This is a genomic window from Acidovorax sp. LjRoot66 (genome assembly GCF_964253305.1).
Classification (GTDB): domain Bacteria; phylum Pseudomonadota; class Gammaproteobacteria; order Burkholderiales; family Burkholderiaceae_C; genus Acidovorax.
In genome coordinates this window covers 5,826,876-5,841,062 of record NZ_CAXUQU020000001.1, presented here as the reverse complement: position 1 = coordinate 5,841,062, position 14,187 = coordinate 5,826,876, and the positions used below count along the sequence as shown (strand labels likewise).

Sequence of the window (14,187 nt, the reverse complement as noted above, 5' to 3'; positions counted from 1 at the left end):
GGGCCACAGTGGGACAATCGGGGGATGCATCCCAAAGTTCTTCTCGACGCCTGTGCCGAACTCGTCAGGCTCACCCTCACCTTTGAACACCCCGCCGACGCGGTGGTGTCGCGCTTTTTCCGTGACAACCGGGGCCTGGGGCCCCGCGAGCGGGCCACGCTGGCCGAAACGGTCTACACCGTGCTGCGCAAGAAGCTGTTGTTCGACCACATGGCGCCCTCGGGCTCCGGCCCCAAGGAGCGCCGCCTGGCCATTTTGGGCTTTTACGGCCCGCGCGATTTTCTGGAGGGCGCCCTGACCGACCAGGAGCGCAAGTGGCTGGACCAGTGCGATGGCGTCACGGTCGACGATCTGATGGAGCGCCACCGCCACAATTTGCCCGAGTGGCTGGTGCAGCCCCTCAAGGACCAGTTGGGCACCGGTTTCTGGCCGCTGGTGGAAAGCCTGTCGAATGCCGCGCCGCTGGACCTGCGCGTCAATGCCCTGCAGGACAAGCGCGCCGATGTGCAAAAAGAGCTGGCCAAGGCCGGCATCAAGGCCGTTGCCACGCCGTACTCGCCCTGGGGCCTGCGCATTGACGGCAAGCCGGCGCTGGCCAAGCTCGACGTCTTCACCCGCGGTGCCGTGGAAGTGCAGGACGAAGGCTCGCAGTTGCTGGCCTTGCTGCTCGATGCCAAGCGCGGCGAGATGGTCGTCGATTTCTGTGCCGGAGCGGGCGGCAAGACGCTGGCCATCGGTGCCACCATGCGCAACACCGGTCGCCTGTACGCCTTTGACGTGTCGGGCCACCGGCTCGACGCCCTGAAGCCGCGCCTGGCGCGCAGCGGCCTGTCCAACGTGCACCCGGCCGCCATCGCGCACGAGCGCGACGACCGCATCAAGCGCCTGGCCGGCAAGATCGACCGGGTGCTGGTCGATGCGCCGTGCTCGGGCCTCGGGACCCTGCGCCGCAACCCCGACCTCAAGTGGCGCCAGTCGCCCCAATCGGTCGAAGAGCTCGTGGCCAAGCAAACCGCCATCCTTGCCAGCGCCGCACGCCTGCTCAAATCCGGTGGCCGGCTGGTGTATGCCACCTGCAGCATCCTGCCGCAGGAGAACGAGGCGATTGCCGAGGCCTTCAGCGCTGCCCACCCTGATTTCGTGCCGCTGGATGCAGGCGAAACCCTCGCGCAGCTCAAGGTGGAGGGTGCTGAAAAATTGTGCAGTGGCGGTGCCTCGGGCACTGGTTATCTGCGCCTGTGGCCCCATATCCACCAGACAGACGGGTTTTTTGCCGCGGTCTGGATAAGGAAGTAAGCACCCCCTGAGGCGCTTCGCGCCTTCACCCCTCTCTCGACTCGCTGCGCGAGTCGGGAGGGGGACGCCCCCGGCGCGGCGGGGCGGCCCTTGCGCGGGGGCACTGGCTTGGGCCGCGCCAGTTTCGACGGTCTTGGGCGAGTGCTCGTTCTGGCAGAGGGGTTGCCTGGCCTTGTCGTCCAGGCGACGCAGGGGCCAATTCACTCTGGATACTGTGGATAACCTCTAATCAAAAAGAGGGGCCGCGCTTTAAAATCGCAGTACCCGCCATCGCTGGTGGCCGGGTACTTTGTACAAGGTTCTGTTGAATATGCTGTTACCCGACTGGGTTGTACTGAACGCGGCCATCGACTGGCTCGGCCATGGCCTGTGGAATCTCGCCTGGTGGGAGATCGTTCTGTACACGCTGGCCACCACGCACATCACGATTGCGGCGGTCACCATCTTTCTGCACCGTGCGCAGGCCCACCGCTCGGTGGACCTGCACGCGATTCCTTCGCATTTTTTCCGCTTCTGGCTGTGGCTCGGCACCGGCATGGTGACCAAGGAGTGGGTGGCCATCCACCGCAAGCACCACGCCAAGTGCGAGACCGTGGACGACCCGCACAGTCCGCAGACGCGCGGCCTCGATACCGTGATGTGGCGTGGCGCCGAGCTGTACCGCGCGGAGTCGAAGAACCTCGAGACAATGAAGAAGTTCGGCCACGGCACGCCCTATGACTGGATCGAGCGCAACGTCTACACCCGCTTCAGCTGGCAGGGCGTGGGCCTGATGCTGGTGCTCAATCTGGCGCTGTTCGGTGCCGTGGGCGCCGCCGTCTGGGCCGTGCAGATGCTCTGGATCCCGTTCTGGGCCGCCGGTGTGGTCAATGGTGTGGGCCATTATTGGGGCTACCGCAATTTCGAGGCGCAGGACGCCAGCACCAACCTCTCGCCCTGGGGTCTGGTCATCGGTGGCGAAGAGCTGCACAACAACCACCACACCTACCCCACCTCGGCCAAGTTCTCGGTCAAGCCCTACGAGTTCGACATTGGCTGGGCCTACATCAGCCTGATGAAGTCCATCGGCTGGGCCACCGTGAAGAAGGTGCCGCCCAAGCTGCAACGCGGCGACGTGAAGCCCGTGGCCGACGAGAAGACGCTGGAGGCGCTGATCGCCAACCGCTACGAGGTCATGGCCGGCTATGCCCGCGGCGTGCGCCAGGCGTGCAGGGAAGAGATCGCCGCGCTGCAGGCCCGCCAGGCCGACGCCTCGGTGCTCAAGGCCGCCAAGCGCTGGCTGCACCGCGACGCCGAGAAGGTGCCCGCCGGTGCCTTGCCCCAGCTGGCCCAGGTGCGTGCCGCCCATCCGGCCCTGGACAAGATGGTGACCATGCGTGAAGAGCTGCGCCAGCTGTGGCTCAACACCACGCAGTCGCGCGAGCAGCTCACCGCCGACCTGCAGGCCTGGTGCCGCCGGGCCGAAGAGAGCGGCATTGCCGCGCTGCGTGATTTCTCGATCAGCCTGCGGGCTGCGCGCGCCTGACGAGCAGTTTCCTCAGGCTGCGCCAAAGCCGCTGCAGGGCCCCGTGCCCTGGGCGGCTTTTTTCATGGGCCCCCGGTGATTCGGCAGGCTGCGTGAGGTCGGCGCCCGCTGGCATGGTCAGTGTGAGCGCGGCGGGTGACGACCCCTGGGCCTGAACGCCCACCCACATGCCCTGCGGGCTGCGCCAGGCCGCATGGGGTGGCAGGCAGGCCGGAGGCGCGGCACCCAGGTGGCCCGGCGCCGTGCTTTGCAGCAGGGCCGTGCCCGAGAGGCTGCGCAGTTCGCAGCCCGCGTCCAGCCAGACGAGGCGGCCCTGGCCAGCGGCCAGTGGCAGGTGCAGGACCTGCGGCGGGCCGCCGCTGGCCGCGAAGGAGGGGGTGGAGTGGTGGTGCTGTTTCATGCCTCCAGCGTAGGGTGGCAGCCTGCATCGCAACAGGCACAGAAACCGGCTGGGGGATGCAGAGCAGCGGATTGATTTTTGCTCTGTTCTGGTCGGTTTTCGGTAGTCCTGTATCTGTTCTGGTTGGCGGTTCGGGCGCATCATGGGCAGGCCATGCCCGTCACATCCACAGCGAACCTTCCCCTGTACCGCCAACTGGCCGACCACTACCAGCAGGCGGTGGCCCAGGGTGTGCTGCTGCCCGGTGCGCGCATGCCGTCGGTGCGCGAGCTGATGCAGCGCCACGGGGTGAGCCTTTCGACCGCGCTGCAGGCGCTGCGCACCCTGGAGGAGCAGGGTAGCGTGCAGGCGCGCCCCCGGGTCGGCTACTTCGTGCAGGACCCGCACGTGCACCTGCTGGACCACAGCAGCGAACCCGACCCCTGTTGCCCGGTGCAGCAGATCGATGGCACCCAGTTCGCGGGCATCAACGAACGCATTTCGCTGTGGCTGGAGCAGGGGCGGCGCGCGCAGGTGCGCGTGGACCTGGGGGCCGCCATGCCCGCGCCCGAACTCTTCGACCACCTCACCCTCAACCGGGTGGGCGCCGCGCTGCTGCGCGAGTTTCCCGACGTGCTGGTGCAGGGCCATTCGCGGCCCGGCACGCACCCGCTGTTCCAGGCTGTGATGGCCCGGCAGGCGCTGGAAGTAGGCGTCCACGTGGCGCCACAGGACGTGATGGCCACGCTGGGCAACTCGGATGCGGTGAATCTGGCGCTCGCGGCGGTGACCGAGCGCGGCGATGTGATAGCCGTGGAATCCCCCACCTTCTACGGCGTGCTGCAGGCCGTGGAAACGCAGAACCTGCGCGCGCTGGAGATCCCCAGCAGCTCGCGCACCGGCATCTCGCTCGATGCGCTGGAGCTGGCCGTGCAGCACGAGCCCCGCCTGAAGGCCGTGGTCGTCGTGCCGCACCTGCAGATGCCCAATGGCGCGCTCATGCCCGACAGCCACAAGGAGCGGCTGGTGGCGTTCTGCCGGCGCCACGGGCTGGCGCTGATCGAGGACGATATCTACCGCGAGCTGGTCGATGTGCCCGAGCTCCAGCGCCCGCTCAAGGCCTGGGACGAGACGGGCCAGGTGATCTACTGCGTGTCCTTCAACAAGACCCTGGCGCCGGGCCTGCGCCAGGGGTGGATGAATGGGGGGCGGTGGCATGAGCGCATCCAGATCCTCAAATTCGCCCGCACGCGCAACATGCAGGTCTGGTCCCAGTTGCTGGCGGCACGCACCGTGGGCACTGCCGCGCACGAACGCCACCTGCGCCGCTTTCGCAGTGCGCTGCGGGTGCAGCGCGAGCGCGGCGTGCAGATGGTGGCGCGGCATTTTCCGCAGGGCACGCGCCTGTCCGTGCCGCCCGGCGGGCTCAGCCTGTGGATCGAGCTGCCCGCAGGGGTGTCCTCGTCGCTGCTGTTCGAGCAGGCGCTGGCCCTGGGCATCCGCGTGGCGCCGGGGCCCATCTTCTCCAATTCGGGGCGGTACGAGGGTTTTCTGCGCCTGAGCTGCGGCCTGCCGTTCTCGCCCGAGGTGGAATGGGCCTACGGCGAACTCGGGCGCCTGCTGCATGGGCAGGTCCGGGCGCTGCGGCAGGCCGCCTGACGATGCAGCCAAAGAAAAAGCCGCCAGGCAGACTGCCGGGCGGCTTTTTCGGGGAGAACCAGCGCTGAATTACTTCAGCTTGATTTCCTTGTATTCGACGTGCTTGCGTGCCTTGGGATCAAATTTCATGATCAGCATCTTTTCAGGCATCGTCTTCTTGTTCTTGGTCGTGGTGTAGAAGTGACCGGTACCCGCAGTGGATTCCAGCTTGATCTTGTCGCGTCCGCCTTTGCTTGCCATGGTGTTTCTCCTTAAGCCTGGCCACGTGCGCGCAGGTCTGCGAGCACCGAGTCAATACCGTTCTTGTCGATCAAACGCAGGGCAGCGCTCGAAACGCGCAGGCGAACCCAGCGGTTTTCGGTCTCGACCCAGAAACGGCGGTATTGCAGGTTCGGCAGGAACCGGCGCTTGGTTTTGTTGTTGGCGTGGGAAACATTGTTCCCGACCATGGGCTTCTTGCCCGTTACGTCGCAGACGCGTGCCATGAGGACACTCCGATACTTTTTAACGGCCGTTCGCTGCGTGCTCGCGGGATGTTTCCCAAAAGCACAGCTTGCGACCTCACCTCGCCAGAAAGGGTGGCGGTAACCCCGGGCAGACCGATGTGGCCGGCCCGATTGGATTTTTGCCTGCAGAAAAAGCGGGTACGAAAATACCCGCCTGAATTCAGGAAAGCCTTGGATTATAGCGGCCCGCGCGCCGGGGCGTCAAATTGCGTCCCGGGCAGCGGTTTTCAGTCCTGCTGTTCGAGGAAGCGCTGGGCGTCGAGCGCGGCCATGCAGCCCGTGCCGGCGCTGGTGATGGCCTGGCGGTACACATGGTCTGCCACGTCGCCGGCCGCGAAGACGCCCGGCACGCTGGTCTGCGTGGCAAAGCCCTTGAGCCCGCCCTGCGTGATGATGTAGCCGCCTTCCATCTCCAGCTGGCCCTGGAAGATGTCGGTGTTGGGCGAGTGGCCGATGGCGATGAAGCAGCCGTGCAGCGTGATGTCCTCGGTGCTGCCGTCCTTGGTGCTCTTGATGCGGATGCCGGTCACGCCGGTGGCGTCGCCCAGCACCTCGTCCAGCGTGTTGAACAGCTTGAGCTCGATCTTGCCGGCGGCGACCTTCTCGTTGAGCTTGTCCACCAGGATGGGCTCGGCCTTGAACTTGTCGCGGCGGTGCACCACGGTGACCTTGCTGGCGATGTTGGAAAGATACAACGCTTCTTCGACGGCCGTGTTGCCGCCGCCGACCACGGCCACGGGCTTGTCGCGGTAGAAGAAACCATCGCAGGTGGCGCAGCCCGACACACCCCGGCCCATGAAGGCTTCTTCGGAGGGCAGGCCCAGGTACTTGGCCGAGGCGCCGGTCGCCAGGATCAGCGCGTCGCAGGTGTAGGTGCCGCTGTCACCGGTGAGGGTGAACGGGCGCTTGCTGAAGTCGACCTTGTTGATGTGGTCGAAGATGATCTGCGTCTTGAAGCGCTCGGCATGCTCCAGAAAGCGCTGCATCAGCTCCGGCCCCTGCACGCCATGCACGTCGGCGGGCCAGTTGTCGACCTCCGTCGTGGTCATCAGTTGGCCACCCTGGGACATGCCGGTGATCAGCACCGGGTTGAGGTTGGCACGGGCGGCGTAGACCGCTGCGCTGTAGCCGGCCGGGCCGGAGCCTAGGATCAGAACTTTCGCGTGTTGGGTGGTAGACATGGTAAAAGCCTGTGTTTTGCGCCCGCTGCACGGGGCGCTGTTGGGAAAGCTGGGGGGCAGGGCGCCAAGTATCAACTGCGCACGGTCTTCACACGCAGGCCCATTTTCAATCACGGCGATTGTAAGAACCCATCAGGGAGTGCGATGGCGCGCCCCTGTGATAACCCCGCTGCGGCACCGGTGGAGCCGCACCTTTTTGAGAGGAGAAGTTTCCATGTCAACAATGTTGTCCAACCTGGACCTGCTGCGCCGGGTACCGCTGTTCTCGCTGCTCACCGTGGCACAGGCCGAGGTGATCAGTGGCGCCGTTGTCAAGAAGCGCTTCAAGCGCGGGGAGGCGCTGGTCGAGCAGGGGCAAAAATCCAACGCACTGTTCATCCTGCTCACCGGGCGGGCGCGCGTGCTGACGACCGACAGTCGGGGCCGCGAGGTGATCCTGGCCAACCTGGCGCAGGGCGACTACCTGGGCGAGATGAGCATCATCGACAACGAACCGCACTCCGCCACGGTACGCGCCGAGGTGCAGACCGACGTGCTGATGCTCGGGCGCACCGAGTTCGCGCGCTGCCTGACCGAGAACGCCTCGATGTCACTGGTGGTCATGCGCGGCCTGGTCAAGCGCCTGCGCCATGCCGACCGCAAGATCGAATCCCTGGCCCTGCTGGACGTGTACGGCCGCGTGGCCCATGCGCTGCTGGATTTCGCGGTCACCGATGCGCAGGGCCAGCGCGTCATCCGCGACAAGATATCGCGCCAGGACCTGGCCAAGATGGTCGGCGCCTCGCGCGAGATGGTCAGCCGGGTCATGAAGGACCTGGAGGAGCGCGGTTTCATCGAGGTGCTGGCCACCGGCGCGACCGTGCTCAAGGACCGCCTGGACGCGCTGGGCTGATCCTGCGCGCCGGTTCCGGGCGGTGCTTGGGGTAAGCTTGCCCGGCTCCTTATGACCTATTCACTCAATACCCTGAACGCATCGTCCGCCGCGAAGTCGCCGCCCCGCACGGGAGCGGCCCGCTTCGGGCATGAAATCGGCCTGGTGCTGGGCCTGCTGGCCCTGGTTTTCTGGCTGCTGGCGCTGGTCAGCTACTCGGCGCAGGACGCCGCCTGGTCGTCCTCGGGGCCCTCGGACTCGCGTGCCGTGCTCAACTGGGCCGGGCGCATCGGTGCCTGGCTGGCCGACGGCAGCTACTTCGCCCTGGGTTTCTCCGTCTGGTGGTGCGTGGCGGCGGGCGTGCGCTCGTGGCTGTCGTCGCTGGCGCGCTGGATGCGCGGCGGCGAGGTGCTGCCCGGTGCCGTGAGCCCCATGGCACGCCGCGGCCTGTTCTGGGGCGGTCTGGTGGTGCTGATGTGTGCCAGCACCGCGCTCGAATGGTCGCGCCTGTACCGCTTCGAATCGCTGCTGCCCGGCCATGCCGGTGGCGTGCTCGGCTTCCTCACGGGGCCGGCCAGCGTCAAGTGGCTGGGCTTCACGGGTTCGGCCCTGCTGTGCATCGTGCTCGCCGTGCTGGGCGCGGCGCTGGTGTTCCGTTTCTCCTGGGGCCATGTGGCCGAGGTGCTGGGCGGGCGCATCGATGCGCTGGTGCAGTCGCGCCGCACGCAGCGCGAGGTGGCCAAGGACGTGGCCGTGGGCCGCAAGGCTGCGCGGGAGCGCGCCGTGGTGGTGCTGGAAGAGAAGACCGAGAGCGAGGAGCACCACCCGCAACCGGTGCAGATCATCGAGCCGATCCTGGTCGACCCGCCGCTGAGCGCCCGCGTGGTCAAGGAGCGGCAAAAGCCCCTGTTCACCGAGATGCCCGACAGCAAGCTGCCGATGGTGGACCTGCTCGACGGCCCGCTGCAGCGCCAGGAGACGGTGGCGCCCGAGACGCTGGAGATGACCAGCCGCCTGATCGAGAAGAAGCTCAAGGATTTCGGCGTGGAGGTGCGCGTGGTGGCGGCCATGCCCGGCCCGGTGATCACGCGCTACGAGATCGAGCCCGCCACCGGTGTGAAGGGCTCGCAGATCGTGGGCCTGGCCAAGGACCTGGCGCGCTCGCTGAGCCTGGTGTCCATCCGCGTGGTGGAGACCATCCCCGGCAAGAACTTCATGGCGCTGGAACTGCCCAATGCCAAGCGCCAGTCGATCCGCTTGTCCGAGATTCTGGGCTCGCAGGTCTACCACGAGGCCAAGAGCATGCTCACCATGGGCCTGGGCAAGGACATCGTGGGCAACCCGGTGGTGGCCGACCTGGCGAAGATGCCGCACGTGCTGGTGGCCGGTACCACCGGCTCGGGCAAGTCGGTGGGGATCAACGCCATGATCCTCTCGCTGCTGTACAAGGCCGAGGCGCGCGACGTGCGCCTCTTGATGATCGATCCGAAGATGCTGGAAATGTCGGTCTACGAGGGCATTCCGCACCTGCTGGCGCCCGTGGTCACCGACATGAAGCAGGCCGCCAACGGACTGAACTGGTGCGTGGCCGAGATGGAGCGCCGCTACAAGCTCATGAGCAAGCTCGGGGTGCGCAACCTGGCCGGCTACAACGTCAAGATCGACGAGGCCAAGGCGCGCGAGGAGTTCATCTACAACCCCTTCAGCCTCACGCCCGAGGAGCCCGAGCCGCTGCAGCGCCTGCCGCACATCGTGGTGGTGATCGACGAGCTGGCCGACCTGATGATGGTGGTGGGCAAGAAGATCGAAGAGCTGATCGCGCGCCTGGCGCAGAAGGCCCGCGCCGCCGGCATCCACCTGATCCTGGCCACGCAGCGCCCCAGCGTGGACGTGATCACCGGCCTGATCAAGGCCAACATCCCGACCCGCATCGCTTTCCAGGTGAGCAGCAAGATCGACAGCCGCACCATCCTCGACCAGATGGGCGCCGAAGCGCTGCTGGGCATGGGCGACATGCTCTACATGGCCAGCGGCACCGGCCTGCCGATCCGGGTGCACGGCGCCTTCGTGTCGGACGAGGAAGTCCACCGTGTCGTCCATTACCTCAAGGAGCAAGGGGCGCCGGACTACATCGACGGCGTGCTCGAAGGTGGAACTGTGGACGGCGACGGGGATCTGTCAGGGGAGGGCGGTGGCGGTGAAGGGGGTGAAAAAGACCCCATGTACGACCAGGCCGTGGAAGTGGTCCTCAAGGACCGCAAGGCCAGCATCTCCTACGTGCAACGCAAGCTGCGCATCGGCTACAACCGGTCCGCGCGCCTGCTCGAAGACATGGAGAAGGCGGGCCTGGTCAGCGGCCTGACCACCAGCGGCCAGCGCGAAGTGCTGGTGCCCGCGCGCCCCGAGTAAGCGGCGCAGCGGCTGCGAAACATGCGTTTCGCGGCCTGCAACCCCACAGACAGGAGCTTTTGTTGAAAAAAATTGTGACAGCCATCGTGATCGCCGCCAGTGCCCAGTGGGCCAGTGCGGACGGACTCAAGAGCCTGGAAGCGTTCATGAAGAGCACCCAGACCGGCCGTGCCGATTTCACCCAGGTGGTGACCTCGCCGCCCAAGGAGGGGCAGACGGCGCGCACCAAGAACTCCAGCGGCTCCTTCGAGTTCCAGCGCCCCGGGCGCTTCAAGTTCGTCTACAAGAAGCCGTTCGAGCAGACCATCGTGGCCGATGGCCAGACCCTGTGGCTGCACGATGTGGACCTGAACCAGGTCACGCAGCGCGCACAGGCGCAGGCCCTGGGCACCACGCCGGCTGCGCTGCTGGCGTCGGCGCCCGACCTGTCGGCGCTCAAGGCGGATTTCACGCTGGAGTCGGCGCCCGAGGCCGATGGCCTGCAGTGGGTGCTGGCACGCCCCAAGGCCAAGGACGGGCAGCTGCAGAGCGTGCGCGTGGGCTTTGCGGGTGAGCAGCTCGCCGCGCTGGACATCCTGGACAGCTTCGGCCAACGCTCGGCCATCCGCTTCAGCGGCATGCAGGCCAATGCGGCGCTGCCGGCCGGCACCTTCCAGTTCAAGCCGCCCGCTGGGGCGGACGTGGTCAAGCAGTAAATCTGCGGGCGGCGCTGGCGCCTACTTCTTCTGGATGACGCCGCGCGCGTAGCCCCCATGGGCGGAGGGCAGCACCATGCAGATCATGGCGCGGCCCTGCTGCTTGTTGAGCTGCTGCACCACCTTGTGCTGGTCGTCGTAGTCCTCGCCCGCGCGCAGGTCTGCTGCCGTCTTCTTGATGCGCTTGAGCAACTCTTGCACCTTGTCGTCATTGATGGCGAGGTTTGGGCAGTTCTTGGCCGCGAAATCAGCCGACGCGAGGGCCGAGCCCAATTGGGCCTCGATGGCTTCGGCTTCCGTCACATCGGCATGGGCGGTGCCGCACAGCAGTGCGAGAGACAGGCCGATCTGCAGGCAGGGTTTGGCGAGGCTTGGTGGGTGCGTCATGGTGCAGTTCTTGTGGGACAGGTGGGGAGCATGAAAAGGGGCCGTCGTCACCAGCGGTAGACGGCAGGCAACGGGCCCGAATGCCTGCGGTGCCGGGTTTTCTTCGCGCCGTTTTCGGTGAGGACCATCTCTGGCCCTTCAAAGGATATCTGCGCGCTGCGATTCAGGGTGCGCCCGAGAACGGTGAATACCATCTCGATGGTGGTCTGGTTGTTCTCCAGCTTCCAGGTGCCGTCCAGGGTGCGCAGCGCGCCGATCTCGTCCTTCTTCAGGTAGAGCCTGACGGTGCCATCGGGCAGGAACTGCACGATGTTGGACGAGGGAGAGTACTCCTCCCACCAGCCCGCCAGGGCGGTGGCCGCATCCGGTGTGCTGGCCCGGGTGGTGGGCTCCTGCGCATGGGCAGGGAGCATGGGCTGCAGAAAGCCCAGCAGGGCCAGTACGAGAAGTCGCAGGGCCCGGTGCCAGGGTGTCATGGTCATGGAAAAAACGAAGCCGGTGGTTGTTCTGCCGGGCTTTATAAGCGATGCAGGCACCGCCTGCCGCCAGTGCCTGCAAGCTTCTGTGACATTCTCGGCGTTTGGGGCATGTGCCTGTGTTGGAATCGGGGCCTGCCACCGGCTTGCAGTTTGCCGCCGGGCCTTCACCTGAATGCCATTCGCTGTTCCCTTTCTGCTCTTTCCATGAGTCCTTCCCGCAGTCCTTCGCCATCTCCCTCCTCTGGCGCAGCCCACCAGCCGCTGGCCGAGCGCCTGCGCCCGCGCACGCTGGGCGAAGTGATCGGGCAGCAGCAGGTGCTGGGGCCGGGCATGCCGCTGCGACTGGCGTTCGAATCGGGCCGTCCGCACAGCTGCATCCTGTGGGGCCCGCCGGGCGTGGGCAAGACCACCATCGCGCGGCTCATGGCCGACGCCTTCGACGCGCAGTTCATCAGCATCAGCGCCGTGCTCGGCGGGGTCAAGGACATCCGCGAGGCGGTGGAGCGGGCCGAGCTGGCACGCGATGGACTCATGCAGCAGCGCACCATCGTCTTCGTTGACGAGGTGCACCGCTTCAACAAGAGCCAGCAGGACGCGTTTTTGCCGCATGTGGAAAGCGGCCTGTTCACCTTCATCGGGGCGACCACCGAGAACCCCTCGTTCGAGGTCAACTCCGCGCTGCTTTCGCGCGCCGCCGTGTACGTGCTGCAGCCCCTGTCGACCGAGGACCTGCAGCAGCTCGTGGCGCTGGCCCAGGCGCAAGGCGCACTGCCCACTATCGAACAGGAGGCCATCGACCGCCTTGTGGCCTATGCCGACGGCGATGCCCGGCGCCTGCTCAACACGCTGGAAACGCTGGCCATGGCGGCCACGCAGGAGCAACTGGCCGAGATCACGGACGCCTGGCTGGTCAAGGTGCTGGGCGAGCGCATGCGCCGCTACGACAAGGGGGGCGAGCAGTTCTACGACACCATCAGCGCGCTGCACAAATCCGTGCGCGGCTCGGACCCCGATGCGGCGCTGTACTGGCTGGTGCGCATGCTCGACGGTGGTGCCGACCCGCGCTACATGGCCCGGCGCCTGGTGCGCATGGCCAGCGAGGACATCGGCCTGGCCGATCCGCGCGCGCTGCGCCTGGCGCTCGATGCGGCCGAGGTCTACGAACGCCTGGGCACGCCCGAGGGCGAGCTGGCGCTGGCCGAGTGCGTGGTCTATCTGGCCGTGGCGCCCAAGTCGAATGCCGTCTACAAGGCCTACAACGCCGCGCGCGCCTGGGTCAAGCAGGACGGGACGCGCCCGGTGCCCATGCACCTGCGCAATGCACCGACAAAGCTCATGAAGCAGCTCGACTACGGCAAGGGCTACCGCTACGCACATGACGAGGAAGGCGGCTTTGCGGCGGGCGAAAACTACCTGCCCGAGGGCATGCCGGCGCCTGGTTTCTACCAGCCGGTGGAACGCGGGCTCGAAATCAAGATCGCACAGAAATTGCGTGAGCTGCGCAATCGCAATACCACCGCCGATGGCGCCGACCTCCCCGAGGACTGATTGGCCGCAGGAGGAATAGCGAAAAATCGACGTTATGCCGATTTTGCATGATTCTGGTAATAAGTTTGCTCAGCAATATTCTTGCGTGTATCAAAAATACTTATGTGCCCGGCCCGTCACTGATGGACCCGCAACCCGAGGGAAAACCCCGCCAATCCTGAAGAGGGGCTCCTGACACTACTGGCTACAATCCCGTCCACAAACCCGCACAGCTGCATTTCTGGCGGGTTTTTTGCTAGATGGCAGTCGGGCCCACAAGGCTGTACCGATTCCGGTGCCTGCGCTTGGGGTGCGTTACAAACGAAGGACTTCTCTTATGGACATTTTGCTGCAACAGATCATCAACGGTCTGGTTCTCGGCAGCATGTACGCCTTGATAGCCTTGGGCTACACGATGGTGTACGGCATTATTCAACTGATCAACTTCGCCCACGGCGAGGTGCTCATGATCGGTGCACTCACCAGTTGGAGCTGTATCGGGTTAATGCAAGGGGCCATGCCTGGCGCGCCCGGCTGGCTCATCCTGCTGCTGGCCACCATCATCGCGTGCGTGGTCGCTGCCACCCTGAATTTCGTGATCGAGAAAGTCGCCTACCGGCCACTGCGCAGCAGCCCGCGCCTGGCGCCCCTGATCACCGCCATCGGCATGTCCATCCTGCTGCAGACGCTGGCCATGATCATCTGGAAGCCCAACTACAAGCCGTACCCGACGATGCTGCCCAGCACGCCGTTTGAGGTCGGTGGCGCTTACATCACCCCCACCCAGATCCTGATCCTGGGCGTGACCGCAGTGGCCCTGGCCTCGCTGATGTACCTGGTGAACCACACCAACCTGGGCCGCGCGATGCGTGCCACGGCAGAGAACCCCCGCGTGGCCTCGCTGATGGGCGTCAAGCCCGACATGGTGATCTCGGCCACCTTCATCATCGGTGCCATCCTGGCGGCCATCGCCGGCATCATGTACGCCTCCAACTACGGCACGGCGCAGCACACCATGGGCTTCCTGCCCGGTCTCAAGGCCTTCACGGCCGCCGTGTTCGGCGGCATCGGCAACCTGGCCGGCGCCGTGGTTGGCGGCATCCTGCTGGGCTTGATCGAAGCCATCGGCTCGGGTTACATCGGCACCCTCACGGGTGGCCTGCTGGGCAGCCACTACACCGATATCTTTGCTTTCATCGTGCTGATCATCATCCTCACGCTGCGTCCTTCGGGTCTGCTGGGCGAGCGTGTGGCCGACCGAGCCTGAGGACCT

At 65.9% G+C, this 14,187-nt stretch carries 14 protein-coding genes; 8 read left to right on the top strand and 6 right to left on the bottom strand.

All coding sequences use genetic code 11. The features are described from left to right. The first annotated feature begins 24 nt into the window (after positions 1-24). Both ACSQ3Y_RS27320 and ACSQ3Y_RS27315 read left to right on the top strand, forming a co-directional pair. Entirely contained in the window at positions 25-1,296 is a 1,272-nt protein-coding gene (locus tag ACSQ3Y_RS27320) for an RsmB/NOP family class I SAM-dependent RNA methyltransferase (RefSeq protein ID WP_057268368.1), read from the top strand. 310 nt (positions 1,297-1,606) lie between these two features. Next, positions 1,607-2,821: a DesA family fatty acid desaturase gene (locus ACSQ3Y_RS27315; protein WP_436179462.1), complete on the top strand. Its 1,215-nt coding sequence runs from the start codon at positions 1,607-1,609 to the stop codon at positions 2,819-2,821. On the opposite strand, the gene ACSQ3Y_RS27310 is transcribed toward ACSQ3Y_RS27315, so the two are convergent. Next, entirely contained in the window at positions 2,796-3,221 is a 426-nt protein-coding gene (locus ACSQ3Y_RS27310) for a hypothetical protein (RefSeq protein WP_057201986.1), read from the bottom strand. The two genes, ACSQ3Y_RS27315 and ACSQ3Y_RS27310, sit on opposite strands and share 26 nt — an antisense overlap. A gap of 153 nt (positions 3,222-3,374) precedes the next feature. Between ACSQ3Y_RS27310 and ACSQ3Y_RS27305 the strand changes: the two genes are divergently transcribed. Next, entirely contained in the window at positions 3,375-4,859 is a 1,485-nt protein-coding gene (locus ACSQ3Y_RS27305) for a PLP-dependent aminotransferase family protein (protein ID WP_436179461.1), read from the top strand. A 69-nt stretch (positions 4,860-4,928) separates the two neighbouring features. Here ACSQ3Y_RS27305 and rpmG read toward each other — a convergent pair whose 3' ends face one another. The 3 genes from rpmG to trxB all read right to left on the bottom strand — a co-directional run bounded on the left by rpmG (position 4,929) and on the right by trxB (position 6,546). Next, the gene (gene rpmG, locus ACSQ3Y_RS27300; protein WP_007859760.1) at positions 4,929-5,099 is read right to left on the bottom strand and encodes a 50S ribosomal protein L33; all 171 of its coding nucleotides are present in this window, start codon (positions 5,097-5,099) and stop codon (positions 4,929-4,931) included. A gap of 11 nt (positions 5,100-5,110) precedes the next feature. Beyond that, positions 5,111-5,344 (bottom strand): 50S ribosomal protein L28, encoded by a 234-nt coding sequence (gene rpmB, locus ACSQ3Y_RS27295; RefSeq protein WP_007859763.1) that lies wholly within the window; start codon positions 5,342-5,344, stop codon positions 5,111-5,113. Positions 5,345-5,592: 248 nt separating this feature from the next. Further along, entirely contained in the window at positions 5,593-6,546 is a 954-nt protein-coding gene (gene trxB, locus ACSQ3Y_RS27290; RefSeq protein ID WP_057201988.1) for a thioredoxin-disulfide reductase, read from the bottom strand. Between the two features lie 214 nt (positions 6,547-6,760). Between trxB and ACSQ3Y_RS27285 the strand changes: the two genes are divergently transcribed. From ACSQ3Y_RS27285 to lolA, 3 genes are all read left to right on the top strand, one after another. Further along, entirely contained in the window at positions 6,761-7,438 is a 678-nt protein-coding gene (locus ACSQ3Y_RS27285) for a Crp/Fnr family transcriptional regulator (RefSeq protein WP_436179460.1), read from the top strand. Between the two features lie 51 nt (positions 7,439-7,489). Continuing rightward, positions 7,490-9,826, top strand: coding sequence for a DNA translocase FtsK (locus ACSQ3Y_RS27280; protein ID WP_305742135.1), 2,337 nt, complete (start codon positions 7,490-7,492; stop codon positions 9,824-9,826). Positions 9,827-9,888: 62 nt separating this feature from the next. Then, positions 9,889-10,521, top strand: coding sequence for an outer membrane lipoprotein chaperone LolA (gene lolA / locus ACSQ3Y_RS27275; RefSeq protein WP_057268372.1), 633 nt, complete (start codon positions 9,889-9,891; stop codon positions 10,519-10,521). A gap of 21 nt (positions 10,522-10,542) precedes the next feature. Here lolA and ACSQ3Y_RS27270 read toward each other — a convergent pair whose 3' ends face one another. Continuing rightward, positions 10,543-10,908, bottom strand: coding sequence for a hypothetical protein (locus ACSQ3Y_RS27270; protein WP_436179459.1), 366 nt, complete (start codon positions 10,906-10,908; stop codon positions 10,543-10,545). 47 nt (positions 10,909-10,955) lie between these two features. Further along, positions 10,956-11,390 (bottom strand): hypothetical protein, encoded by a 435-nt coding sequence (locus ACSQ3Y_RS27265; RefSeq protein ID WP_436179458.1) that lies wholly within the window; start codon positions 11,388-11,390, stop codon positions 10,956-10,958. A gap of 201 nt (positions 11,391-11,591) precedes the next feature. On the opposite strand from ACSQ3Y_RS27265, the gene ACSQ3Y_RS27260 reads away from it, so the two are divergent. Together ACSQ3Y_RS27260 and ACSQ3Y_RS27255 are read left to right on the top strand one after the other, a co-directional pair. Then, complete coding sequence (locus ACSQ3Y_RS27260; RefSeq protein WP_436179457.1) at positions 11,592-12,935, top strand: replication-associated recombination protein A; 1,344 nt, start codon at positions 11,592-11,594, stop codon at positions 12,933-12,935. Positions 12,936-13,251: 316 nt separating this feature from the next. Next, positions 13,252-14,181 (top strand): branched-chain amino acid ABC transporter permease, encoded by a 930-nt coding sequence (locus ACSQ3Y_RS27255; protein ID WP_057201994.1) that lies wholly within the window; start codon positions 13,252-13,254, stop codon positions 14,179-14,181. Positions 14,182-14,187 lie beyond the last annotated feature (6 nt).

Bases quoted from the DNA above. Each gene is read 5' to 3' on its own strand.
- ACSQ3Y_RS27320 (WP_057268368.1), top strand. From the start codon at position 25: ATGCATCCCAAAGTTCTTCTCGACGCCTGTGCCGAACTCGTCAGGCTC.
- ACSQ3Y_RS27315 (WP_436179462.1), top strand. From the start codon at position 1,607: ATGCTGTTACCCGACTGGGTTGTACTGAACGCGGCCATCGACTGGCTC.
- ACSQ3Y_RS27310 (WP_057201986.1), bottom strand. From the start codon at position 3,221: ATGAAACAGCACCACCACTCCACCCCCTCCTTCGCGGCCAGCGGCGGC.
- ACSQ3Y_RS27305 (WP_436179461.1), top strand. From the start codon at position 3,375: ATGCCCGTCACATCCACAGCGAACCTTCCCCTGTACCGCCAACTGGCC.
- rpmG (WP_007859760.1), bottom strand. From the start codon at position 5,099: ATGGCAAGCAAAGGCGGACGCGACAAGATCAAGCTGGAATCCACTGCG.
- rpmB (WP_007859763.1), bottom strand. From the start codon at position 5,344: ATGGCACGCGTCTGCGACGTAACGGGCAAGAAGCCCATGGTCGGGAAC.
- trxB (WP_057201988.1), bottom strand. From the start codon at position 6,546: ATGTCTACCACCCAACACGCGAAAGTTCTGATCCTAGGCTCCGGCCCG.
- ACSQ3Y_RS27285 (WP_436179460.1), top strand. From the start codon at position 6,761: ATGTCAACAATGTTGTCCAACCTGGACCTGCTGCGCCGGGTACCGCTG.
- ACSQ3Y_RS27280 (WP_305742135.1), top strand. From the start codon at position 7,490: ATGACCTATTCACTCAATACCCTGAACGCATCGTCCGCCGCGAAGTCG.
- ACSQ3Y_RS27270 (WP_436179459.1), bottom strand. From the start codon at position 10,908: ATGACGCACCCACCAAGCCTCGCCAAACCCTGCCTGCAGATCGGCCTG.
- ACSQ3Y_RS27265 (WP_436179458.1), bottom strand. From the start codon at position 11,390: ATGACCATGACACCCTGGCACCGGGCCCTGCGACTTCTCGTACTGGCC.
- ACSQ3Y_RS27260 (WP_436179457.1), top strand. From the start codon at position 11,592: ATGAGTCCTTCCCGCAGTCCTTCGCCATCTCCCTCCTCTGGCGCAGCC.
- ACSQ3Y_RS27255 (WP_057201994.1), top strand. From the start codon at position 13,252: ATGGACATTTTGCTGCAACAGATCATCAACGGTCTGGTTCTCGGCAGC.